Below are 24,016 nucleotides of genomic sequence, written 5' to 3'. Positions count from 1 at the left end.
ATCACCGCTCTCGCAGGGCCTCAAATCGGGCTTTTCGGAACGGCTTCAAGATGTAGTCGAGAACGGTTCGTTCTCCGGTCAGGATATCAATCGAAGCAACCATGCCCGGGCGGATTTCCAGCCGTTGACCATTCTTTTCCAGAGCGTTGCTTTGGGTTTCCACAATGATCGGGAAAAAGATCTCTCCGGTGGCTTCATCCTGTTCGGCATCGACCCCGACGCGTGTCACCTCGCCATCCAGTGCGCCGTAGACCGTAAAGTCGAAGGATGTAAGCTTTATGCTTGCGGGCAAACCCGGGCGCAAAAAGGCCACATCTTCGGGTTTTGCACGCGCCTCGATCAAGAGCGAGTCATCTGCCGGGACTATGCGCAATACTTCCTCTCCGGGTGCAATCACAGCGCCGATGGTATGGACGTTCAACGTCGATATGACCCCGTCGACTGGAGCGCGAAGAGCCGCGCGGTTTACGACATCTGTCGCGCTCTTGATACTTTCGTTAATCACGCTGAGTTGGTTGAGCGTGTCAGATCGTTCGATGTTGATCTCAGCCCGGCGCTGCAGCTCGGCTTCTGTGACGCGGGCGTTGGCCTCAGTCAGGGCGGCCCGGGCTTGTTCCCGCCGTCCGGTCAGCGCGTCACGCTCTTGCCGCCGGGCGCTTCGTTCGCGTTCTACGGGCAAGATTTGGGCGCGTGGGACGATCCCGCTGTCTGACTTGATCTGAATTTCTTCATCCAACAGGGCGATATTTTCAGCTACACGATCCAACGCGGCGCTAAGCTCGGCAATTTCCTGTACGCGCTGTTGGACCTGCGCATCTAGAACAGCGCTTTGGCCCAGATACGACGCGGTTCGGCTATCGAACAGGGCGCTTTCCCGTACAGCCAGTGAACTGTTTGGGTCGATCCCGGCATTTGTGAAATCTGGTTGGGCCCCTCCGGCCAGCTCGGCCTCAAGTCGCAGGGCGCGGGCACGCAATGCCCGCTGTTGCGCATGCAACTCGCCCAGACTGGCGGCAGAGCTTGTGTCGTCCAGCCGGACCAGGATTTGCCCGGCCTCAACCGTATCACCTTCGCGGACTGCGATGTCCCGGACGATCCCGCCTTCCAGGCTTTCGACAACGCGGGCTTGACCCAAGGGGACAACCCGGCCGGTTGCGCGGGCCAGTTCCTCGATCCGGGCGAGCGAAGCCCAAATCAATGCACATCCAATAACCAGCAATAACCCCATCAATATAGGGAACACCCAGCCCGAGGAACGGCGCAGCCTGCCCGCGTCTGGGCCTTGGGCAAAATCAACCAGTTCCCAATCCCGATTGCTCATGACGTCTCACTGCGGTTGTTCTTCGCCAGTTGCCGAAGGATATCTTCCTTGGGTCCATCCGCTGCTATCTTGCCCTTGTCCAGCACGATCAGCCTGTCGACCAATGCCAGAAGGCTGCTACGGTGTGTCGAAACAATAAGGGTCATCGGCCAATGCGCCAGAACGCGTGACAGGTTTTGCACGAAAACCTGTTCCGTTTGCGTGTCCATCGAAGAAGTGGGCTCGTCCAAAATCAAAACCCGAGGGCGCGGAAGCAGCGCGCGGGCCAAAGCAACCAGCTGTCTTTGCCCACCTGAAAGATTGCGCCCCCGTTCGGTGACCGGCATGCTGAATCCCTGTGGGTGCGCGGCGGCTATCCGGTCAACACCTGCCAGCCTGGCAACGCGCAAAACGTCCTCGCTGGTGGCTTGCGGCACTCCGAAAGAGATGTTTTCGGCCAAAGTTCCCGAGAACAAAACTGCCTCTTGCGGGACCAACTGGATGTCCTTGCGCAACCTCGCCGGAGCAAGTTGGGCCATGTTCAGCCCGTCAAGCAGGACCATGCCTTCTGTCGGCGCATACAGCCCGGACAAGATGCGCACGAGGCTTGTCTTGCCGGCCCCAACCGGACCGATGACACCGATTTTGGCCATCGCCTCGCTTGCGAAGGACACCTCGTCTAGGGCAGGAACTTTTGTTCCCGCATATTGCAGCGAGACATTTCGTACGTCAAAAGCCCCTTCCTTGGCTGGTGCGTTCAGCGAAGCCCCGGCTGCCCCAGTGTCCGATGGTTGCGACATCAGCGCGTTCAGGCCTCGCAGCGTGGCAATGGCAAAGCTTGCGCGAACAAATAGGCCGGACAAGGCGGCGGTAGGGGCCATTGCCCGACCGGAAAGGATCATGGCGGCAATCACGGCACCCATGGTGAGATTGCCTTCCAGCGCCAGATAAACGCCAATTACCACGATCCCGATTGACGAAAGCTGTTGCGCAAACCCTGTGACCGTCGTTGCGAAGGTGGCCAACCTGCGGCTACGCTCTTGTGTGGACGCAGATTCGGAAACCATTCGTTCCCATCTCGTCTGCATTCGACCTTGGCCCGATACCGCCTTTAATGTCTCCAGATCGCCCACGGCCTCAACTGCGACGGCATTCTTGACGCTCGTGATTTGACGCTCCGAGTCAGAGGCCTTCCGCAGAGGTACAAGGATCACAAGCCCCATAATCAAAACAATGCCGAGTGCGATGCTAGGAGGCCAGGCCAGCGGCCCGCCGATATAGGCGATCACACCAATGAACAACACGGCGAAGATCAGATCGGTCAGCGAAGCCAGTGTTTGCGATGAAAAGAAATCTCGCACCTGCTCGTAATCTTTAAGATTGTTTATCAGCCCGCCAACAGGCTGCGCCTGTGTGTCCAACCGCAGATCGGCGATATGGCGAAAGATCTCGGACGACACAGCAAGATCGACCCGGCGCGCAACCTTGTCTACGACCCTTGCACGCACCCATTTCAAAATCGCATCTACAACCAAGGCCAAACCAACGCCCGCGACGAGGGACCAAAGCGTGATCAACGCGGCGTTCGGAAAGACCCTGTCATAGACATTCATCGTGAACAGAGGCATCGCCAGCGCCAGAAGGTTGATCATCGCCGAGGCCATGATCACCTGCATATAGTCAGGCCAGAACCGGTGCACGACGCTCCAGTACCAGTGGCCCGCCGCGTTGGATGCTGTGTGATCAACCTGGGAAGTGTCATCCCCCTGAAGCAGTAATGCGTGACCGGCGTAGCGGTCGGACAGCTCACCCAAGGGCAGTGACAGCGGGTCGTTTGATCTTGTCGGCCAAATGACAGTCGCTTGCTCTGCGTCAATGCTTTGCAACACACAGGCCTCGCGTTCGGAGAGGAATAAAACGGCTGGCAATACCGATACGGGAATATCGCTTAATTCGCGACGAGACAGACGGGCGCGAAAACCCTGTGCTTCGACCGCCTTGACCCCTTCGGTAGGGGTCAAAGAACCGCTGCTGTCCAGCGGACGCCCTGACACCAGAACGTCGACACCGATATCGTGACCAAGCAGGCGCATGCATGCGGCGATGGCGTTCGCCAGCGCGTCTTTCGGGGTCTCTTCAAACTGCCAGCCAAGCTTGTTCTTTGTTGGAGCACGGCCACCCGCAACCACGCGCGGAGCGATGTTCACACGAGTGGTTGTGGGGCGTTCTGGCGGTTTATCGGTGGCGATGGTGGTGGCTCCGGCTAAAGCAGGGTCGTATCAGTCAAGCGATTTCCTCCAGTCGCGGAATGCGCTTGCATCCAGCCTTTGTTCGCCGCCTGTCTGGCTGCGTGGCGTCACATTCAGTTCGTCGCGGGCATAGACGCGGCTGTCCTCGGGCGGTTCGATACCCAAGGTTCTCAACAGCACACCGATCGAAGCGAGTATCCGGTAGCGCACGTAGTTTTCAGCCGACTTGGCGTTCACAAGGTTCGCTTCGGCCTGAAACAGGGCGTTTTGCGTGTTCAATACATCCAGAAGTGAACGCTGACCGACAGTGAATTCCTGTTCGTAAGTGTCGCGCAGCTTTTGCGCGATCTTGACTTGAGCAGTTATTTTCTGTGTCCGGCGCTGTGCTGTCCGATAGATGGAATAGCTTTGACGCACCTCGTTTTCAACATTGCGGGTCTGAGCCAACAATCGCGCGCGGCTTTCGCTGACACGCCGTACCTCTTCCTGGCGTGCAGCCCGTTTTGAACTGCCCTGAAACTGATAGCGCAGAACCAAACCAATTCTTGCATCCGCTACGTCGCCCTCAAATCCACCGACATCCTCACCAATGCGCCCGTCGGCTTCCAGAAACAGTTTTGGATATGCATTTGCATCTGCCCGGCGTGATTGGGCCTCGGCAGAGCCTACATCCGCCTGAAGGAACTGGATGGTCGGGTTGCTGCGGCGCGCAATTTCAAGTGCCGCGTTTTGATCCGCCGGAAGAGAGCGTCGGATATCGGGTACGGTCGAAAGCCCTTCGGCATCAACCCCCACAACTGCGATGAACAGGTTCTTGACGTCATCAAGGTCGAATTCGAACGAGATGATTGTGTCTTCAGCCAAGATCAGGCGTTCTTCGGCCTGCTGCAAGTCACCTATGCCGACAACGCCGCTATCATAGGCGCGTTGAATCCGTCTAAGGACCTCGACATGATAGTCCCGGTTCTGGCGGGCAAGCCTCACTAGGGATTGGACACGCAAGACATCTGCATAAAGACGTATGGCCTCCAAAGACAAAACCTCGGACCGTTCAAGTACACGCAGGGCGGCCGCGTCGATCCGATAGGCTTGTCGTTCGATTTCCGAGCGTGTCTCTCCGGCATCGAACAGCAATTGGGACACCCGCGCGCCAAGTTCATATCCACTGATCCAGCCGTCGGCGGCGGAAAGATCTGGTGTGGTGGTGCCGTCATTAATGCTGCCACCGGCGAAGGCGTCCAATTCAAATCGTGGGGCCCAAAAGCTACGGGCTTGTTGCAGTTCAAATTCGATGGCCTGTTTATTGGCTTCGGCTGCTGTAATCTCGGGGTTGGTTTCAAGGACGAATAGAATCGCATCTTCCAAAGATAAGGCGTTGGCAGAATTTGGCGGTGATATCGCCGCGATGCATATCATTGCCGTGCCGTACAGGAATTGACGCATGGGTTCCCCTAGAGCTGACCTAATTAGAAAAATTGTGAGTATAAATTTACAAGAAAGATTGCCTAACGCCGTGCAATTGGCAACAAATTATTATGATACTTGAAAGCGACTCGCTTGCGGCGGGCGTCTATTTTGCAAAAATATACCAGTCCTTAAGGTTTTCACAGGCTGTTTGCTGAACGAGGTTGAAATGGTGCATGTATTTGGGCTCTTACGACTGTTGATTTTGCTGGTTTTGTCTCTGGCACCGGCTGGCGTTTTGGCAGAGGTGTTCGGGACGGTGAATTTCAACTTTGATTCCGATCAGTTGGATGCCGAAGGCCAGCGGCAGGTCGCCGAAATTGCCGAGCGCATCAAGGCAACCGACAGTTACAAACCAACCGTTGTGGTTGGCTATACGGATGCGGTTGGCTCGTCGGGCTACAATCTAGACCTTGGACAAAGACGGGCAAGGACGGTCGCGCAGGCGCTTGTCGCCGCCGGTGTATCTGTCGACCAGATCGGTGATATTGCAAGCCGCGGCAAGACGGACCTGCTAATCGCTGTTACAACGGCCGAGCGTCGCAATCGCCGCGTTACGGTCGGTTTGGCGGAAATATTGGCCGCCTGCCGAAGCTATAGGGATATCGCGTTGTCTGAAAACGCCGTTGGCGATGAGTTGCAGAACGACCTGACGGCGCGTTTGCAGGTTGCGGTAGCGCAACATGACCAATTGACCAACTCTGGCCGAAATGGCCCGGCCTTTCAGATGGCGGGTGCGGCACGCGAAGATTGCGGCAAAGCCGTTGGCCTTGATGCCGGGTCCATCCGTAAGGTCGAATATGCCAAACGGTGTTTTTGTAGCTCAGCCCGGCTGGACGCGGCTTTGACACAATAGTTTTTTTTGATGGAAGGCCTGCTGAAAATTGGATTGTGTAGCATTTTTTGGAACGTCTAGAGGCGGCACTAAGGCGAGGTCGTCTTCCATTTGTCAGGTCTAGCGCAGTTCCTGTAGCGCCTATTTGAACGCAAACCAATTGAGCCTGAGCTTGTGAACGAGCTCGAACAAGGCGTTGATGGTATTTGGTTGTCTCATTTTCCAGAAATAGAAAAGCGCAGACGTTTCGAAGGCATCGTGAACCAAGTTCATTGGCCAATGTTTAATCAATCGCCTTCCATGGCTGGTATGAATCCAATCTTTTGCACGATCTCCGCCTTGGAACGTATTCAAGCAGTTGGGGCGATCCTAATAAAGGCAATCGTGCCCCGAACCTATATGTTTAGACACTAGCAAAACTGTTGGCCAACGTCAGATTCTATCGCTGAACTTATGCGGCGCTTCAAAACTTCGAAAAATCAACTCAGCTTGCAGTTTCAACCGCTATTGCTCTGGTGGGAACATTTTTCTGGCATGACCTTGGGTTAATCGACGCTAATTCAGGTGGACCAAGTTACTTTGGTTAGTAATGTGTGAATATGATCAAAAATTCCAAGTCCACCGTACTTACTTCGTGCCCCCGTGATTGCTACGACGGTTGCGGTATCTCGGTTGTCTTGCGTGGCAATGCAATATCCCGCGTTGCTGGAAACCCGGACCACCCAAACAATCGCGGTCGGCTTTGCGGTAAATGCGCAGTTGCGTACAATGGTGCTTGGTTGGATGAAAATTCCCGGTTGCTTTATCCAATGCGCCGAGTTGGCTCCAAGGGAGAGGGGCGTTTTGCCCGGATCAGTTGGGACGAAGCTCTGGCCGAAGTTGGAGATCGCCTGAACACGATTTCCAATGAGTTTGGCCCAGAAAAGATATTTAATACGCACTACACTGGAACTTGTTCGCTTGTCGCGATGGATTTTCCGAACCGTTTTTTTAGCCATCTGGGCGCGACAGAAGTTAATCCTGATACGATTTGTAATGCCGCTGGCCACACCGCATGGACCTACGTGTTTGGAGACTCAGCAAACGGGTTTGATCCACGAACGGCAAAGGAAAGTAGCTGTATTCTGATATGGGGTGCCAACCCATCTTCTAGCGCTCCTCATGTTGGAAAAAACTGGCTGAATGAAACAGACGCCAAGATTGTCGTGGTTGACCCGGTACGCCACGAAACGGCCATAGCCGCGGATTTGCACCTACAACCGCGACCAGGGTCAGACGCAGCTTTGGCATTCGCCATGGCACATGTTCTGCAGCGAGACGGCCTATTGGATAACGAGTATATCTCGGCGCATGTACTTGGCTATGACGAGGTTGCGGAAGACATTACAAATTGCACTCCCGAATGGGGAGAACGGGAAACCGGTGTACCGGCCGCATTGATCGAAGACGCGGCCAAAGCCTACGGTAGGGGGCCATCGGTACTTTGGTTGGGGCAGGGGCTTCAACGTCAACCAAGCGGCGGGAACATTTTCCGTTCTTGCGCCATGCTGGCAGCTATCTCGGGGAATATCGGAAAACCCGGCGCAGGTGCCTACTATTTGAACATGACGTTCGACATTGCGATCCGGAGCGGTAAGTCCCCGGATTACGAAGCGCTAAGCGAGGTGCGTGATGGGTGCTCGAGGTCTGTCAGCCAAATGGACTTGCCGTCAGTTCTCAACGATGCAGAGGCCGCCAAGGCTTATTTTGTTTGGAACTGTAACCCAGCGGCTTCTAACCCTTCTCAGACAGAGCTCCGAAAAGCTCTAGAGCGAGATGACCTTTTCACTGTGGTGGCGGATTGCTTTCTGACAGACACTGCAAAATATGCCGACATCGTGTTACCAGCGGCCAGTTTTCTTGAATTTGACGATCTGACGGCTTCATACTTCCATCTAACAATCGGACCGCAGGTCAAAGTTTCCGAGCCCATGGGTGAAGCGTTGCCGAACCAAGAAATCTTCCGACGACTCGCCAAGGAAATGGGATTACAAGGCGAGGAGCTTTACCAAGACGATCAATCGATAATTGATGAGATGCTGCGGGATTGTGACATCGGCCTCGATTGGGAAGGCCTGAAGGCAAAAGGGTGGAGTTACATCAGCGAAGAGCCACTTGATCTCTGGAGCGATGGAAAATTCGCTACACCGAGTGGCAAGATCGAAATCTCGAGCGCGCGTGCGGCAGAAGACGGCTTGCCTCGAACGCCGCAGCCTGAGTCCGACCCCGCGCCTGCAGACGGGTTTTTCCGCCTACTGTCCCCTGCTGAGAAACACCTGATGAACTCCAGCTATGGCAACGATACCAGAATACGCAATATGATGGGGGATGCGCATGTGACCATTCACCCGGACGACGCCAGGGCTCTAGGTGTGGTTGACGGCGAAGGAGTGGTGCTGTTCAACTCGATCGGTGAGGTGCCATTTGTCGCCAAAGTGGAAGACGACGTGCCCCAAGGAACGCTTCTGACGCATAAAAGCCGTTGGCCCAGCCTTGAGCCCTCTAACGTCAACGTGAACTTTCTTCACCTTCCTCGCAAATCCGACATGGGCGAAAGCTCATCAGTTCACGGGACCGAAGTAAAGTTGCGCAAGGCGTGATCGCGCAGCTTTTCATCAAACCAAGGAGAACGTATGTCCGAGCCGGAAGCAGGTCAAAAGTGGCACATTCCAGATATAGTGAAACGCACCGAGGTGCTGGAAACGTTAATCGGCACTTACGCTGCAGCACCTGGAACGCCTAGCAACAAGCACATGAGTTTTCACATCTATCGCTTGGCTGCGGGCGAGGTTGATGATCAGACTCCGCATCTGGAAGATGAACTCTACTATGTGTTTTCAGGCTCGCGTAAGTTGATCGTCAACGAAGAAAATGGAACCACGAAGGCGATCGAACTCAATCAGGGGGACCTGGTATATGTGCCAGCGCACGCCAAGCATACCTTCGAAGGACCGGATGAGATTGTTTTGATGGTGTTTTTCGCGCCGAATTTTTCGGGTGATTGATCCGACAGCAGAGAAGACTGTTGGACCACAATATGCATCTTTTTCTATAGTGTTCGTCGTCAGGCTTTTAGTCCTACATGGCAAAGTACACGGGCTATTTCACGCCACTCGGTGTTGCTAGGTGCCGCATGCAGATTGCGGATCGGAATAGCCACTGCACCAGTTGGGTCAGCGCATAGGTGTCAGCAATCCTCTGTCCGCGCTCAACTCGGTCTCTCGCGCCCACTTCGTCGCTTCAGCACGCTTCAGAAAAGACTTGGATCGGGATTGTCCGTCCTTGCGCACTGTCGCCTGCCACTTTCCGCTAGGCCTTTTTACGATTGTTGGCATGGCCATGTCTCCTGTGTCGGAGACACCTTTTCCGTTTAAGTGCAGCGGAGGTGCAGCGGGCACAGTTTCATTCGCAGTCCAGCAATAGGTGCTAGTCGCGTAAGACCTTGATACATCGTGGGGAAAGGATGGTGGGTGATGAGAGACTCGAACTCCCGACATCTTCGGTGTAAACGAAGCGCTCTACCAACTGAGCTAATCACCCGTGACGGTGCATGTAGCCAAGCCAGCGCGCGGGTGCAAGAGGGTCTTGCATAATTTCTTTCTCAGATTTCAGATCAGCCCGCCATCTCGTTCAAAACGGTTAGCAACTGCGCCACTTCCTGTTCGGTATTGTAGTGGCAAAGCGAGATGCGGATACAGTCGCTTAGGCCCAGTGGTGTCAGTACATTGCCGCTATAATGGTCGGCCTTTCGGATGTGGGTGCGGATACCTTCCTGATTCAGTCGCGTCACAACTTGGGCAGAGGGCGTGTCGCGCACAACGATTGAGACCAGCCCTTCCCGCGCAGGGTTGTCCGCACCAGCCAGAATCGTGATGTGATCCATGTCTCGCAGGCCGGGCAGGTTGCCGGTGCCGTTGATCATCGCATCGGTCAGGTGGGTTTCATAGGCATGAATGGCGCGACCCGCAGCCTCAATCCGGGCGCGCCGGTCCGTTTCCTCCGAGACCTGAGCCCCCAGCCAATCAAAATAGGCCACAACATCGGACATCGTTGCGTAAGACCCGGTGTCGCGGGTGCCGAACTCCCACCCCTCTGATGGGGCGTCGATCAATTGATCATGGGGCAGGGCGGTCAGACGGTCTGAAATCCAGGCAACTCCATAGCCGTGGCGTGAAAATACCTTGTAAGGCGAAATCGCATAGCCATCGACGCCATAGCTGTCGATATCCAACTGCCCATGCGCGGCATGTTGAATGCCATCAACGATAATGAAACAGTCGGGTGAGATGTCACGTATCGCCCGCGCGATGGCCGCCACGTCCATGCCCATGCCTGTAACCGGCGACGCATGAACGATCGTTGCGACGTTGACATCCGGCGTCATGGCTGCGCGGTAATCATCGGCTGTGACCAAACCCGTTTCGCCATCATGCTGCACATTGACGTAGTGCAACCCCGCAATCTCGGCCCAGCGGTGTGCGGCGCTACGGCTTGCGGGGTGTTCGATCGAGCTGCCGATCACTTTGCTGCCCTTGGGCGCGTTGACACAGGCCGTTCGGATCATTCGGAACAACAGCTCGGTTCCGCTTTCGCCGACAAAGAACTGCCCTGTCGCGGCATTCATGAACACAGACAAATCGGCTTTGGCGGTGTTGATGATGTCCACAAGCGCATGGCTTGCAATGTTGTCCCGTCCCTGATTGTCAGGGATTGCGGCGAACTTGGCCGAGGTTTCAACGACCGAGTTCAGCGTAAGCGCCCCGCCTGCGTTCTCGAAAAAGATGCGGGGGCCCTGAAAGGGACAGGCATCGACATGGGCAAAGCGTGAACGAATGGCGTCGATCAGACCGGGTGAAGTGTGCAGCATGGTGGACGTCCTGTTCCTGAGTTGATTGCAGCATCCATCCGTGAAGGGTCTGGATCAATATCGTTTGCGACATTGGTCGCAATCCAACTGACGGAAATGGTGATGCCGTGCATTTTTCTTTCATTATCTGCCTGATATGCGACTACGTTCCGCAAAGGCGCTTGCGTGCCCCCGGTTGCCTCAGATATCCCCGAAGGGACTGAAACGATGCCAACGAAAAGGATATGCTCCTGTTACGTGCCCGCAGCGTATTGATTGCGGCCCTTGTTCTGGTGGGGTCGCTGCAGGGTCCGCTGCGGGCGGATGCGGAAGGCGTATTGGTATTTGCCGCCGCCAGCCTCAAAACCGCGCTGGATGAGATCGCGCCCGCGTTTGAACAGCAATCCGGACAGGAGGTCACAATCTCGTACGCAGCATCGTCCGTTTTGGCCCGGCAGATACAGCTTGGCGCCCCCGCGGATTTATTCATTTCCGCCAACGCGGACTGGATGGATGTCCTGCAGGAACAGGGATTGATAGATGAAGCTTCTCGCGTCGATCTTTTGGGGAACGGGCTTGTCCTGATTGCTGGTGGTGACGCAATCACAATCGGCGAAATGAGGCCGGATGTCGATCTGCAAGCTGCACTGGATGGGGGGCATCTGGCTATGGCTTTGGTGGACGCTGTGCCCGCTGGGATCTATGGTAAAGCGGCTCTGCAAAGCCTGGGTCAATGGAGCCGCGTTCAAAATCAGGTCGCCCAAACAGACAATGTCCGAGCCGCGCTTGCGCTGGTTGCAACCGGGGCGGCGCCTTTGGGAATTGTATATCGGTCCGACGCCGCGGTCGAAGATCGTGTCCAAGTTGTTGCGACCTTTTCACCGGACCTGCATCCGCCGATCATTTACCCCGCTGCTGCGACTGTGCCAGCGTCCGCCGGGGCCAAAGCTTTTCTTGCCCATCTCAACTCGGAAGCGGCGCGCGTTGTGTTTGCAGAGCAGGGGTTTGCCCTGCCGGGTGGATAACGCATGGGATGGTTGGGGCCGGAAGAGCTTGAGGCGCTGAAGCTATCCTTGCGTGTGTCTTTCTGGGCCACGTTGGTCACGCTGCCTATTGGCATCTTTGTTGCCTATGCCTTGGCACGCTGGCGGTTTCCCGGTCGGCAGGTTCTGAACGGGCTGGTGCATTTGCCTTTGATCTTGCCGCCGGTTGTCACAGGGTACCTGTTGCTCATTACATTTGGCATTCAGGGGCCTTTGGGCAGGCTGTTGGCGGAATTCGGTATCGTTGTGGCCTTTCGCTGGACCGGAGCGGCGCTGGCCGCTGGGATCATGGCGTTTCCGTTAATGGTTCGGGCGATCCGGCTGTCGATCGAGGCTGTGGACCCCAAACTTGAACAGGCAGGGGCTACACTGGGAGCGTCGCGCCCGCTGGTTTTTGCAACGGTAACGTTGCCAATGATCCTGCCGGGCGTGATCGCCGGGGCGATACTGGCCTTTGCCAAAGCGATGGGGGAATTCGGGGCGACCATCACGTTCGTCTCGAACATTCCGGGTCAGACCCAGACCCTGCCCTCGGCCGTTTACGCATTCCTGCAAGTGCCGGGGGGAGAGGCTGCCGCGACAAGGTTGGTCGTGATCTCGATCGTGATCGCGATGGGCGCTTTGCTGTTGTCAGAGTTCATAGGACGTCGGGTCGCTTCACGGGTGGCCGGATCATGAGCCTTTCTGTACGTCTGCAACACGACCTGCCGGACATCAGTCTGGACATCAATTTTGAGGCCCCGCCCGGGGTGACGGTGCTATTCGGGCGCTCCGGGGCGGGTAAAACCACGGTCGTAAATGCGGTCGCGGGTTTGCTGCGCCCGTCGGCAGGTCGTGTCGCCATTGATGATTGGGAGTTGTTCGACACCGACCATGGCCTGTGGCTACCCCCGCATAAACGACGACTTGGCTATATCTTTCAGGAGGGGCGTCTGTTTCCGCATCTCACAGTCCGTCAGAACCTATTCTTCGGGCGATGGTTTGCACCCAGAAGGGCCCGCAGGGAAAGCCCGGAAAAGGTAATCGAAATGCTGGGGGTCGGGCATCTTCTGGATCGCAGACCAGCGGGTCTTTCGGGTGGTGAAAAGCAACGTATTGCGATTGGCCGCGCATTGCTGGCCAGCCCGCGTCTGATCCTGGCAGATGAGCCTTTGGCCGCGCTGGACGATGCGCGCAAGTCTGAAATTCTTCCGTATTTCGAGCGGCTTCGCGATGAAGTGTCCGTACCGATCCTTTATGTCACACATTCGGCGGCCGAGGTTGCGCGTCTCGCTACTTCGGTGGTGGCTTTGCAAGACGGCAAAGCTGTGCGCCATGGTCCCGCGTCCGAGGTGTTGGCCGACCCGTCGGTAGCACCAGCAGGTGTCAGAGCCGTCGGTGCGGTGCTGCAGGTCCGCGTGGCCAAGCACCATGAAGACGGGCTGACCGAACTGGATGCAGGTGGCACCAGTCTGTTTCTGCCGCGTATCCCCCATCAGATCGGAGCCAGTCTGCGCATCCGCATCCCGGCCCAAGAGGTCATCCTGTCCAGCAAACGCCCCGAGGGGCTTTCTGCTTTGAACATGCTTGAAGGTACGGTTGAGACGATCCGGGCAGGTGAGGGGCCAGGCGCAATTGTTTCCATAAAAACCAAGGCTGGGTCGGTTCTGGCAAGGATTACCCGCCGCTCGGTCGCATCCTTGGGGCTGGAGCCCGGTCGGGTTTGTTATGCGGTGATCAAAACTGTCGCGCTGGCCCCGCAGGATGTAGGTGGGCGTCTGGGCAACTATTAGGCCACCGGCCCTTCATGTGTTGTGATCGGGATTCTTTACTCGGTCTCTTTGTTTGCTATGGTTCTGGTCAGGTTTTTTCACGGGATTTTAGGTATGCGAAATTGGAAGCTGCCATTTTTGGCTTTGTTGATCGCCCTTCCGGGACTCGCGCAGGCGGTCGGGTTCGGGATCGGTGCGTATCCGGCATTCAGAACCACGGTTACACCCCTGAAGAACGGTATTTATCAGGTTTCCACTACCGGTTCCTCGGCGCCGGTTGCGTATTGGTGCGGTATTGGCGACTTTGCCATTCGCACCCTCAGAACCAAGGCATCTCAGCGTATCTATATCACCCGGGCCTACGAGAAACAGACGCGGACCGTGCAATTTTCGCTGACGCCGCCCGACGGGGTCGATACCACTCCGGGGTATTCGGTTACCGTCAAGCGCGTCGGTGAAAACATGTCCGCCGGATCCGCGCAGGGGTATTGCTATGACAATTTCATGGACTTCGGATTCTGACCGCTAATCAGACCCATTTTGCCAGTGGCGGCAAGCTCATGAGAACGGCATCGGGATCATGGCCGGTTTCCAGCCCGAACTTGGTCCCACGATCATAAACAAGGTTGTACTCTGCATAGAGGCCACGGTGCACAAGCTGGGTGTCCTTGTCTGCCGCATCAAAATCCTGAACCCGGCGCTTTTCGACCAGTGGCACGAAGGCAGGGAGGAACGCCTTGCCGATATCTTGCGTCAGCGAGAAATCCGATGACCAGTCGCCGGTGCAGTAGTCGTCCATGAAGATGCCGCCGACGCCACGGGCGCGTTTGCGGTGCGGGATATAGAAATACTCATCAGCCCAGTCTTTCAACCGCGGATAGTGCCCCGGCCCATGCGGGTCCAGATGGGCCTTTTGGGTGGCGTGAAAATGGGCCGTGTCTTCATCATACTCGATGCAGGGGTTCAGGTCGGACCCACCGCCGAACCACCACGCATGTGGTGTCCAGAACATACGTGTGTTCATGTGGACCGCCGGCACATGCGGGTTCTGCATATGCGCGACCAATGAGATGCCCGAAGCCCAGAAACGCGGGTCTTCCGTCATGCCGGGAATGCCTTTGCGGGCGGCCATGGCCTGTTGTGCGCGTTCACCCAGTGTGCCGTAAACGGTCGAGATGTTGACGCCGACCTTTTCAAATACACGGCCTCCGCGCATGACGGACATCAAGCCACCACCTGCATCCGTACCGTCGTCAGCCTGGCGTTTCGTTTCCTTGACCTCAAACCGCCCCGGTTCCGCGTCCGAGAACGGGCCGATGTCGTGGCTGTCTTCCAGCGCCTCAAACGCCGCGACGATGTCATCACGCAGGTGTCGGAACCAGGCAGAGGCCGTTGATTTTTCTTTTTCGAACATTGGACTAGTGCGCCGGGGCTGCGACGGGGTCTAGCAGAGTGCGGCCACCGTCAATGGTCAGAATTTGGCCGGTGATGAAACCGGCGGCGTCCGAGGCAAGGAACTGCGCAGTTTCCGTCAGCTCAGTCGGGGCCGCGATACGGGAAAGAGGAGTGTGTTTCTCGATGTCATCCCGGAAGTCCCGGTTCTCTTTCAGGGTAGATTGCAGCGAAGCACTCATCACCGATCCCAGTGCGATCGAGTTGACGCGGATGCGGCTCGGGGCCAGCGCCACAGCCAGGGACCGGGTCATCTGATCCAGCGCGGCGGTTGAAACCGAATAGGCCATCAAATCCGGATGCGTGCGTCGGGCGGCAATCGACGACAGGTTGATGATCGACCCTGCGGGATTTTCGTTTTCACCCGCCTGTTTGATCATCCGTTTGGCGACAACCTGACTAAGCCGCAAAGCGGGCATCAGGTTCTGGTTCAGCAGAGTCCGCACCGAGTCATCGTCAGTATCCAGAGGGTCGGACGGAATCACCTGCCGCGCCCCGTTGATCAGAATATCCACCTGATCAAACGCGTCTATGGTGGCGGACAGCAGGTTCGCGATCGTCAGCTTTTCCCGCAGGTCACCCGCAAAGAAACGAATGTTGCTGTCATCGGCCTGTTCGCCCAGTTCATCGGCCAGACGCTTTTCGTCCATATCGGCAAACATGACATTGGCACCCGCGTCCGCAAAGTGACGACCGATGGCCAAACCGACGCCGTTGGCGCTGCCGGTCACGATTGCTGTTTTGCCAGCGATGGAAAAGGACATGCAATTCTCCTGGGTTGAGGCGGAGGTTAACCGGGATCACCTTCGAGGGCGAGAGGCATGGAACACTTTGAATCGTGCGTCGCCGGATACTTCTTCAACACGCGCAAAACTTTCGGTCAAAGTTGCTTCGTATGGCAGGTGGCGGTTGGCGACCATCCACAGGTCCCCATGTTTGGCCAGATTGCGGGCGGCGGACTTGATGAACCCTTGGCCCAATTCCGGCTCGGCGCTGCGTGACGTGTGGAAGGGTGGGTTCATGACGACGGTGTCCAGCGCTTCGGGCGCGTTCCACTTTACAGCATCGGCCCAGTGGAAAAGCGCGCGTTCATCGGTGACATTCGTCTGCGCACAGGTCAGGGCGATATGGTCGGCTTCGACCAGATGCAGATGGCGCAAACCCGTCTTTTGGATCAGCGATGCTGAGAGAAACCCCCAACCTGCCCCCAGATCAGCAACCCGTGCTCCGATTTTGTCCGGCAGCGTATTCACAAGCAGCGTTGACGCCGGATCGACGCCATCTGCCGAAAAAACGCCGGGTGCGGTCTGATATCCGTCCGCCATTTGGGTTTGTGGCGCGGCCCAGTCGTCAAACGCATTGGGCGCACCGCGGAACCAGAAGATTTTACCATGGGCCTTGGAAATCGGCCCCTCAACATCTGTGCGCTTGCGGATCTCTTTCAGCAGACTGTCCACGCCATCGGTTTTGGCACCGTCCACAACGATCACGCCGCATGCGCGTGTGCAGGCTTGCTGCACATGGCTGCGGGCCAATGCCTTGGCGCGGGGCAGGATCACGATCGCATCCTGACACTGGTCCTGAGATTGCGGCGTTACAACAAACCCCTGGTCTGCAAAATGGTCGTGGAACGGTTTGAAGGGCTGAACGACTTGGGTGTTGCGCGACAAAGACGACAGATCATTTGCCGGTGTCGGTCCGATGATTGTCAGCGGTTGAGACAGCACAAGGCCGCTTTGCAGGGCAAGATCAAGGCGAGGGGACATGGGCAAATCCGATAAGAGCCGCCGCTGGCGTTACTCTTCGCGTTCCATGGTGCATTGCAGAGGATGCTGGTGCCGACGGGCAAAATCCATAACCTGCCCGACCTTGGTTTCCGCAATCTCGTGACTGAATACACCTACCACGGCAACGCCCTTTTTGTGGACGGTCAGCATGATTTCGAACGCTTCGGCGTGTGTCATTCCAAAGAACCGTTCAAGCACATGAACGACGAACTCCATCGGGGTGTAGTCATCGTTCAGAAGCAGGACTTTATACAGCGGCGGGCGTTTGGTCTTGGGGCGTGTCTGGACCAGAACCGACGAGTCAGAATCGTCGTCGGAATTGTCAGACATCATCCATTGGTCAATAAGCATCACACGGCTGTCCGATTCAGGCTTCGGTTTATCTGTGCGGTTATATAACGTCTAAGGGGTCAGAGAAAAGAGCCAGCAGGACGCATTTGCAATGGAAAATAAGCTGACCACAATCGGGTTCGATGCGGATGACACATTGTGGCATAATGAGTGGTTCTTCCAACTGACGCAGAGCCATTTTGCGGAATTGCTTGCCGATCACGCCGAGCGCGACCACCTGCTGGAGCGCTTGCTGGCCGCTGAAAAGCGCAACATTCGACACTATGGATACGGAATCAAGGGTTTCACCCTTTCGATGATTGAAACCGCCATCGAAGTAACCGAAGAACGCGTTCCCGCGTCAGTCATTCGGCAATTGATCGAAGCAGGGCAGGACATGCTGGCCCATCCGATCGAGTTGCTGCCCCATGCGCGCGAAGCGATCGAGGGCGTGGCCGCGACACACAAGGTCGTGTTGATCACCAAGGGTGATCTGATTGATCAGGAACGCAAGCTTGCCCAGTCAGGCTTGGGTGAGCTGTTCGATGAAGTCGAGATTGTCTCTGAGAAAACCCCTGAGACCTACCGAGAGATTTTCCACCGATATTGCGAGGGGCCCAAGCAGGCGATGATGGTAGGGAACTCGATGCGTTCAGACGTGGTCGCCCCGATTCAGGCCGGGTGCTGGGGTGTATATGTTCCGCATGGACTGGTCTGGGAGATTGAAAAAGCAGAGACACCATTGGGCAATCCACGCTTCAAGGAATTGCAAAACCTGGGAGAGCTGGAAGGGTTTGTTCAGACACTCGGATGATGTTGCCGATAGGTCTCAGTTTTTGAAAATCAGAGCGGTCACAATGGCGGTATTCTTGGATGTGGCGGATTTAGTGGTGAGAAGCGCGAGCGGGACAATATATGGTGTTTCCCGCGTGGCCGACAAAACGACGAATTTGTCAGCTTTCGGTTTATTTCATGGGGTCTCTGTGTTAGCCTGAAGAACAATAAAATAATTGATTTGCTGACCGGGAAAACCCGGCGGCTTGAGGTAGACAGAGGCAAAGATCGTGCAGGTTCGGCGGACAGTTCCGGCCCGGATGGGCTTTATTCTTATAGCATTCGTGTGGTTGCTTGCTTTTGCACCGCTCAAGTCATTTGCGGCACCCTATGCGGCCATGGTGATCGACGCGCGCACCGGTGAGGTGCTTCATTCGCGCAACGCCGACACCCGGCTTCACCCCGCATCGCTGACCAAGATGATGACGCTCTATATCGCGTTTGAGGCCGTGCGAAACGGTGAGATCGAGCTGGACACCCCGGTTCGCATTACCAAGAAAGCGTCGTCCGAACCCCCCTCGAAACTGGGTCTTCGCACGGGCCAGACGATCGCGTTCCGGTATCTGATCCGCGCCGCTGCCGTTAAATCGGCCAATGACGCGGCCACGGCAATTGGCATCGCCATCAGCGGGTCCGAAGCAGCGTTTGCCCGCCGCATGACACGGACTGCCAAAGCCATGGGCATGAGCCGTACGACCTTCAAGAACGCTCACGGATTGACGGAATCGGGTCACTTGTCGACCGCGCGAGACATGACCACGCTGGGCCGGCATCTGCTGTATGATTACCCGCAGTATTATAACCTGTTTTCGCGCCAATCGACCCATGCCGGGATCAAGACGGTGCCCAACACGAACCGCCGGTTACTGGCCGCTTATCGGGGAGCAGATGGGATCAAGACCGGATACACGCGGGCAGCAGGCTTTAACCTTGTCGCCTCAGCCAAACGCAAAGACGAACGGATCATTGCCACGGTATTTGGCGGTAAATCCGGCGCGTCGCGAAATGCCAAAGTGGCGGAACTGCTGGACATGGGTTTCCGCCGCGCACCGTCGCGGGCACCCATTCGCAAACCGTCGCGTCCTGTATATGCGGGAAATGCGGGTCTGAATGTACAAGTGGCGCGATTGGTCGGCGCGCCGACCACCAGTTTACGGCCGGTACTGCGCCCCGGACCGGGGGCCGCCGTCCAAGTGGCTGGCACGGTCGCGGCGACCGCGGCGAAGAACGGCACGCGCATTCAGAACGGGATTGCGGCAGCCATTGCCGCCGCAGATATACAAACCCCGTCGGAGGATACGACCCGCCCGGCGGCCCGTCCCGAAGATCTTGTCCTTGCTTCTACCGGCCCGGTCGAACAGCCCGAGCCCGAGCAGGAGATTGTCACACGTCTGTCCACCTCGGGTGGGCACCTCTGGGGCGTGAATGTCGGGCGCTACACAACACGGTATGAGGCCGAAAAGGTGCTGTTGAAAACAGCCCTTTCGGAAATGACCACTCTGGAAGGAACGCTGCGCAAAGTGAACCAAAGCGCGCGCGGCTTTGATGCGACGTTTCAGGGTATGACCCGCGAACAGGCTGATTTGGCCTGCCGCAGGCTTCAGGCACGGAACGTGACATGTTTCATGATCGGGCCGTCATAAGACCCGACATGTAATCTTCAGACTGAACATGGGCTGCGAAAACACTCGCAGCCCTTTTTCTTAGTCGAAGACGTGGCCGTGCTGATATTGTTCATCCTGACCGGCGGCGGCAGTCAGTGCGGCGACGTTATCCTTGGTGAAAAAGCCGTCATAGTGATGGCAGCGCTCAATATACTCGGTGATCAGCAGAGTGTGTTTGGAGTGTTTTGAGAATATCTGTTTCAGGTTTGGGTCGTCTTTGCATTCGCCAACTACATGCGCCAGGAAAGGCACGCCCTTGTCCTTGAGGGTGTTCACGACGAAATCGACGTTCTTTTCACCAGCGCCGTGGTCGCCATCCTGTATCTCGACGGCCATATGGTGCAGGCGGCGGCCAAAGTTGCGCACGAAGTCTTCGGTAGGCATTGGCAACTTAGCAAAGGAATTCACGAATGAGGGCGTGTTGTTCGCCGTGAATACCTTGGCAGGCGATTTCTTGTCATCGTCGACATTCGGATTGCGGTTCACATTGGTGGACGAATTCATGTCAAAGATGTTGTACGCACCCCAGAAATAATAAGGCACCATCGTGAGAAATTCGAGGATCGCATCCTCACGCTCTCCGGCCAATACCCGCGTGGCAAGGTGGTCGATCCCCAACATCAGAGGGGCGATCTTGCTGTCTGACCCAAAAGCGGCTGCCTGATTCAGGCGGGTTTGTTCAGCGTCGCTGAGCAAGACGCGGTCTCCCAGGCCAAGACTGTCTGTGTCGCTGAAATCCAGCGTGGAATAACCGACCCGATTACAGGTGAAATCCGAAGGCGTCGTGAAGCGGAAGCCATCCAGCGTGTAAAACGGATTCTCGGTATCGCCACTATATTCAAACCGTATGTTCTGACCTTCCAGAGTTTTGGTCAGCGTGTTCAGGTCGGAGGCCGCGAATACCTCGCCGACATACCGGGTCTGAGGCGTGTTGCGGGCCAACGGGTACATGCGGTTGATACGGGGAATGAAGTCCTCGAATGTCGGGCTGAGAGGAGCCATCACGATCAACGCGGGGTAATCTGCATGGGAATGCAGAACTGAAAATTTGTGTGTTCGCCCAAGATAGCTGGCGGTGTGGCGATAGGGGGTCATCACGTAAAGTTCGACCAGCGTGTCGAACAACGCATCCGGTTCCACCTGAAGCACAATGGCCCGCATCGGCCCGACCTGATCTGCGATACCCGAGCTTGAGCGGCGTTCGTAAATCATTGGCAAGTATTCGTTGAAGAAGTCCGAGTTCTTCTTGTCGCCGCGGGGTTCGTAAGACATCAGATCAAAAGACATTAAGCGCGCTCCTTGCCGTTGCGCCGCGTGATCGGCGCGGATCGTTACCGGAATTTGTGGTACTCAGATCATACAGTTACGCACATGCTAGGGCCTGGGGGCGTACCGGGCAACAGTCACGACATGGGGTGGCCGAGTTACGCCAACCTGATCAACGGATGAATTTTGTCACGTCAACGCCGCCCGCAATTAGGTTTTCCCGAACCGAGCGGGCAATCTGCACGGCAGTTGGCCCGTCACCATGCAGACAGATGGTGTCGATCGACGTTTCCAGTCGTTTGCCGGATTCGGTAATGATGGCGCCTTCCTGAACCATATTCACAATGCGCGGACCGGCCAGTTCCGGGTCATGGATGACCGCGCCGGGTTTGCTGCGGTCGACCAGAGTTCCGTCGTCGTTATAGGCGCGGTCTGCAAAAATCTCTCCGACCCATTTGCAGTTCAGTTCGCGCACGGCGTCTTCCTGTTTGGTCACGGCCAAAACCATGATTATAATGTCCGGGTCCACGTCCAGAGCACCCTGATAACAAGCCCGCGCCATGTCGATGTCGACCGAACACATATTGGCCAGTGCGCCATGCAGCTTGAGGTGCCGGACCTTGGTGCCAACAGCCTTGGCAATTCCTATGGCTGCGCCCAGCTGATACCGGACCAGATTGCGCAGACTGTCATGTGGGATTTTCATGTTGCGGCGGCCAAATCCCTGAAGGTCGGGAAACCCCGGATGAGCGCCAATGCCGACGTTGTTTTCTGCCGCTTGTGTCATCGTTTGTGCCATTACGTCCGGATCACCGGCGTGATAGCCGCAGGCAATGTTAGCCGAGGTGATTATCTTGAGCAGGCTTGCATCATCACCCATGTTCCATGGGCCAAAGCTCTCTCCCATATCTGCATTCAGATCAACGCTGGGCATCGGCAAAACTCCTTAATCTGTGGCAGAGATCATTCCGCCGACCAATTGGTAAGACAACAAGTCAGGGATGTCATGTGGGTCCCGGATCAGAGGTTCAACCTGAGTAGGCAGGCGAGACAGATCGCCTTGGAAAGCCGCGTGCAGGGCGACGGCTTCATCCATGGTGACGAACTGGAACCTCAACTGTCCGCCAGCGGGCGTTTGCGAAGCACGTGGCTGATCGCTCGGAAGGACGGTTGCAATGCGCGGATACCCTCCGGTGGTCTGGCATTCCGGCAGCAGGATGAACGGGTTTCCGGTGCCGGTCATCTGGATGTCGCCGGGTGTAATAACTTCGGACAGGATGTTGAGCTGCCCCTTGGCGGCAAAGCCTTCTCCGGTGCTTTCAAGCTGTATTCCCATTCGGTTAGCCCGGGCACCGCGTTGGAACCGCGTATTGGCAAACCGGTCCAGAGTATCTTGGTCGAACAAAGGGGTTTGAAAGCTGGCGACGACCCGCAGCACCCCGCCTGAAAATCGGTCGTCTGGCTGCAGTTTCAACCCGACAGCGCCTGAACCGGCCCTGGCAGACAAGCGGTCACCAACCTGTACAGTCCGCCCGATCTTGGCCGTCAGATGGGCAGACCGAGAGCCAAGGAACATATCGCCGTCAATTCCGCCGCCGATATGCAAATACCCATAGGTCCCTTGTATTGCCGCGCCGATGGTCAATCGCTGTCCCGCTTCTAATTCATGCGACGCATTCCAAATGACTGGGTTTCCGTCGACACTCGCCTGCATCGGCGCGCCGGTCAGTGCAATGCGTGTGCGTTCGGTCGCTTCGAATTCACCGCCCATGCTTGCCATTTCCAAAGCTGCCAACGCAGGTGCTTGGCCCAGCAAGGCGGCCCCTTCGTGCAGGGCCAGTATGTCTGCAGCCCCCGAACGGGACAGACCCTGATCCAAGTAACCGGTACGCCCCTGATCCTGCACTGTACAAGCAGGCCCTATGCGAAGAACGGAAAGGCTCATGACCCGATTTCCTGATATGTCGCACCGCCTGATCCGTCAGAGTCGTTCGCGCGAATATTTTCCAGGTCTTCCTCAGTAACAGAGTAGAACTGCATCTCATCACCGGGCGTCAGGGCAAAACTGTTTGGGGTCTCGGGCCGAAAGCAGCGAAAAGCAGTTTGCCCGACATGCCGCCAGCCGGTTGGCGTCGGCCCCGAGAACAGTACAAACTGTGAGATGGCCAGAACAAGCGCTCCTTCCGGCACCATCGGGGTCAGCTCTTGCAAACGCGGTATATTGAACTCGGGCCCCAGAGGCCCAAGGTAAGGTTGCCCGGGCGCAAATCCGATCGTCAAAACACGCACGCGCGAGTCGCTGAGCCGTCGAACTACTTCATCCGGAGTCAACCCGGCTGCGGCAGCCGCTTCGTTCAGTTGGGGTGCGAAGTCCCCTCCATAGACAGTCGGGACGCGCCAATATTTGCGGCCCGAGGGCATCGGGGCGTCAAACCAGTTTTGTTGCCCAAGTAACTCGGACACACGGGATCGAATTTCCTTGTGAGGGAGCTGGTCAGGGTCAAAGCGAACATAGGCCGAGGCCAGCGAAGCAGACGTTTCAATGACGCCGTGCCATTGGGCCAGGTCCAAAGCATTTCGAAAGGCCAGCGCCGCACGGTTTGATGGCTCCGCCATGGTATCCGCGAATGAGACAAGCAGACCGTCAAAGCCGACGGGTTGAATTCTTGGAAAGGGGTCTGAGTCTGGCGATATCATGACGTGAAAATCTAAGGCGTTCCTTTTCGGTCGACCTGACCGCATTCAGTTGGATTGCGCAAGCCTCTGGCCATTGTTGCCGGGCATTTTACTCAAAGCTGAGTGTCGAACCCCTGATTCTGGGTCCGGCGTGATTCAAATCAGGCAGAACGACTCGTTCCAGCCTTGTGGGTGGAGTAGTGAATCTCACTATATATAGGGTGAACTTGGGTGTTGCGGTGTAGCGATTGCTTGGTGCTTCATTCAATATTCGCAGATAGGTGTAAAATCATCGAGATGGGCGCAACGTAAGTAGTTGTTATTTAGTTATAAAAAACTGAATTGCAAAAAAAACGCGCTATATGCAATTTTCCACTTGCGGCTTTGTGGGGTAAACCTTAGAACCCCCTTCACCGGCGCAGCTGAGGTTGTGCTGACGGATCGGAGAGACGGTCGGACGGGCTGGAGAGACAGTTGAGA

At 56.4% G+C, this 24,016-nt stretch carries 21 protein-coding genes and 1 tRNA gene; 9 read left to right on the top strand and 13 right to left on the bottom strand.

Translation table 11 applies throughout. The annotated features are described in order from the left end of the window. Position 1: 1 nt before the first annotated feature. From RUESEDTHA_RS04110 to RUESEDTHA_RS04100, 3 genes are all read right to left on the bottom strand, one after another. Entirely contained in the window at positions 2 to 1,321 is a 1,320-nt protein-coding gene (locus tag RUESEDTHA_RS04110; protein ID WP_180884663.1) for an HlyD family type I secretion periplasmic adaptor subunit, read from the bottom strand. After that, entirely contained in the window at positions 1,318 to 3,507 is a 2,190-nt protein-coding gene (locus RUESEDTHA_RS04105) for a type I secretion system permease/ATPase (protein ID WP_255431617.1), read from the bottom strand. Before RUESEDTHA_RS04105 ends, RUESEDTHA_RS04110 begins: the two co-directional genes overlap by 4 nt. 72 nt (positions 3,508 to 3,579) lie before the next feature. After that, positions 3,580 to 4,992: a TolC family outer membrane protein gene (locus tag RUESEDTHA_RS04100; protein WP_180884662.1), complete on the bottom strand. Its 1,413-nt coding sequence runs from the start codon at positions 4,990 to 4,992 to the stop codon at positions 3,580 to 3,582. A 190-nt stretch (positions 4,993 to 5,182) separates the two neighbouring features. Here RUESEDTHA_RS04100 and RUESEDTHA_RS04095 point away from each other — a divergent pair, with 190 nt between their 5' ends. The 3 genes from RUESEDTHA_RS04095 (at position 5,183) to RUESEDTHA_RS04085 (ending at position 8,892) form a co-directional block, all read left to right on the top strand. Beyond that, a complete protein-coding gene (locus RUESEDTHA_RS04095; RefSeq protein ID WP_180884660.1) occupies positions 5,183 to 5,869 on the top strand; it encodes an OmpA family protein in 687 nt (228 codons plus the stop codon). Positions 5,870 to 6,447: 578 nt separating this feature from the next. Then, on the top strand, positions 6,448 to 8,487 hold the full coding sequence (locus RUESEDTHA_RS04090) for a molybdopterin-dependent oxidoreductase (protein WP_180884658.1): 2,040 nt from the start codon (positions 6,448 to 6,450) through the stop codon (positions 8,485 to 8,487). Positions 8,488 to 8,520: 33 nt separating this feature from the next. Then, a complete protein-coding gene (locus tag RUESEDTHA_RS04085; RefSeq protein ID WP_180884656.1) occupies positions 8,521 to 8,892 on the top strand; it encodes a cupin domain-containing protein in 372 nt (123 codons plus the stop codon). A gap of 459 nt (positions 8,893 to 9,351) precedes the next feature. Here RUESEDTHA_RS04085 and RUESEDTHA_RS04080 read toward each other — a convergent pair. Both RUESEDTHA_RS04080 and RUESEDTHA_RS04075 read right to left on the bottom strand, forming a co-directional pair. Then, positions 9,352 to 9,427: transfer RNA gene (locus RUESEDTHA_RS04080), tRNA-Val, on the bottom strand. A gap of 73 nt (positions 9,428 to 9,500) precedes the next feature. Continuing rightward, positions 9,501 to 10,754 (bottom strand): aminotransferase class V-fold PLP-dependent enzyme, encoded by a 1,254-nt coding sequence (locus RUESEDTHA_RS04075; protein WP_180884654.1) that lies wholly within the window; start codon positions 10,752 to 10,754, stop codon positions 9,501 to 9,503. A 224-nt stretch (positions 10,755 to 10,978) separates the two neighbouring features. On the opposite strand from RUESEDTHA_RS04075, the gene modA reads away from it, so the two are divergent. The 4 genes from modA to RUESEDTHA_RS04055 all read left to right on the top strand — a co-directional run bounded on the left by modA (position 10,979) and on the right by RUESEDTHA_RS04055 (position 14,049). Then, on the top strand, positions 10,979 to 11,758 hold the full coding sequence (gene modA, locus RUESEDTHA_RS04070; protein WP_180884652.1) for a molybdate ABC transporter substrate-binding protein: 780 nt from the start codon (positions 10,979 to 10,981) through the stop codon (positions 11,756 to 11,758). Between the two features lie 3 nt (positions 11,759 to 11,761). Then, the gene (modB, locus tag RUESEDTHA_RS04065; RefSeq protein ID WP_180884650.1) at positions 11,762 to 12,454 is read left to right on the top strand and encodes a molybdate ABC transporter permease subunit; all 693 of its coding nucleotides are present in this window, start codon (positions 11,762 to 11,764) and stop codon (positions 12,452 to 12,454) included. Beyond that, positions 12,451 to 13,548 carry a molybdenum ABC transporter ATP-binding protein gene (gene modC / locus RUESEDTHA_RS04060; RefSeq protein ID WP_180884648.1) on the top strand — a complete coding sequence of 366 codons (1,098 nt, stop codon included), beginning with the start codon at positions 12,451 to 12,453 and terminating at the stop codon, positions 13,546 to 13,548. The genes modB and modC overlap by 4 nt, the downstream gene beginning before the upstream one ends. 93 nt (positions 13,549 to 13,641) lie before the next feature. Then, complete coding sequence (locus RUESEDTHA_RS04055) at positions 13,642 to 14,049, top strand: hypothetical protein (protein WP_171124629.1); 408 nt, start codon at positions 13,642 to 13,644, stop codon at positions 14,047 to 14,049. Between the two features lie 7 nt (positions 14,050 to 14,056). Here the strand turns inward: RUESEDTHA_RS04055 and hemF are convergent, their stop codons facing one another. Genes hemF through clpS form a run of 4 tightly spaced genes read right to left on the bottom strand, consistent with a single transcriptional unit; the run spans position 14,057 to position 17,117 of the window. Then, positions 14,057 to 14,941, bottom strand: a complete 885-nt coding sequence (gene hemF, locus RUESEDTHA_RS04050) for an oxygen-dependent coproporphyrinogen oxidase (protein WP_180884646.1) — start codon at positions 14,939 to 14,941, stop codon at positions 14,057 to 14,059. 4 nt (positions 14,942 to 14,945) lie between these two features. After that, on the bottom strand, positions 14,946 to 15,743 hold the full coding sequence (locus RUESEDTHA_RS04045; RefSeq protein ID WP_180884644.1) for an SDR family NAD(P)-dependent oxidoreductase: 798 nt from the start codon (positions 15,741 to 15,743) through the stop codon (positions 14,946 to 14,948). Positions 15,744 to 15,779: 36 nt separating this feature from the next. Beyond that, positions 15,780 to 16,745 carry a class I SAM-dependent methyltransferase gene (locus RUESEDTHA_RS04040; RefSeq protein WP_180884642.1) on the bottom strand — a complete coding sequence of 322 codons (966 nt, stop codon included), beginning with the start codon at positions 16,743 to 16,745 and terminating at the stop codon, positions 15,780 to 15,782. A 30-nt stretch (positions 16,746 to 16,775) separates the two neighbouring features. Then, positions 16,776 to 17,117 carry an ATP-dependent Clp protease adapter ClpS gene (clpS, locus tag RUESEDTHA_RS04035; RefSeq protein WP_171123198.1) on the bottom strand — a complete coding sequence of 114 codons (342 nt, stop codon included), beginning with the start codon at positions 17,115 to 17,117 and terminating at the stop codon, positions 16,776 to 16,778. 91 nt (positions 17,118 to 17,208) lie between these two features. Between clpS and RUESEDTHA_RS04030 the strand changes: the two genes are divergently transcribed. Together RUESEDTHA_RS04030 and RUESEDTHA_RS04025 are read left to right on the top strand one after the other, a co-directional pair. After that, positions 17,209 to 17,910, top strand: coding sequence for an HAD family hydrolase (locus tag RUESEDTHA_RS04030; protein ID WP_180884640.1), 702 nt, complete (start codon positions 17,209 to 17,211; stop codon positions 17,908 to 17,910). A gap of 280 nt (positions 17,911 to 18,190) precedes the next feature. After that, entirely contained in the window at positions 18,191 to 19,573 is a 1,383-nt protein-coding gene (locus tag RUESEDTHA_RS04025) for a D-alanyl-D-alanine carboxypeptidase family protein (protein WP_180884638.1), read from the top strand. Between the two features lie 60 nt (positions 19,574 to 19,633). Here the strand turns inward: RUESEDTHA_RS04025 and RUESEDTHA_RS04020 are convergent, their stop codons facing one another. From RUESEDTHA_RS04020 to RUESEDTHA_RS04005, 4 genes are all read right to left on the bottom strand, one after another. Continuing rightward, entirely contained in the window at positions 19,634 to 20,881 is a 1,248-nt protein-coding gene (locus RUESEDTHA_RS04020; RefSeq protein WP_180884636.1) for a hypothetical protein, read from the bottom strand. Positions 20,882 to 21,032: 151 nt separating this feature from the next. Next, positions 21,033 to 21,794, bottom strand: a complete 762-nt coding sequence (locus RUESEDTHA_RS04015; RefSeq protein ID WP_180884634.1) for a LamB/YcsF family protein — start codon at positions 21,792 to 21,794, stop codon at positions 21,033 to 21,035. Between the two features lie 12 nt (positions 21,795 to 21,806). Continuing rightward, the gene (locus RUESEDTHA_RS04010) at positions 21,807 to 22,805 is read right to left on the bottom strand and encodes a biotin-dependent carboxyltransferase family protein (protein WP_180884632.1); all 999 of its coding nucleotides are present in this window, start codon (positions 22,803 to 22,805) and stop codon (positions 21,807 to 21,809) included. Beyond that, positions 22,802 to 23,557, bottom strand: coding sequence for an allophanate hydrolase subunit 1 (locus RUESEDTHA_RS04005; RefSeq protein ID WP_180884630.1), 756 nt, complete (start codon positions 23,555 to 23,557; stop codon positions 22,802 to 22,804). Before RUESEDTHA_RS04005 ends, RUESEDTHA_RS04010 begins: the two co-directional genes overlap by 4 nt. Between the last annotated feature and the right edge of the window lie 459 nt (positions 23,558 to 24,016).

The sequence above is a fragment of the Ruegeria sp. THAF57 genome (assembly GCF_903914075.1).
Lineage (GTDB): Bacteria > Pseudomonadota > Alphaproteobacteria > Rhodobacterales > Rhodobacteraceae > Ruegeria.
The sequence above is the reverse complement of the archived record's forward strand: the minus strand, read 5'-3'. Positions and strand labels throughout refer to the sequence as shown.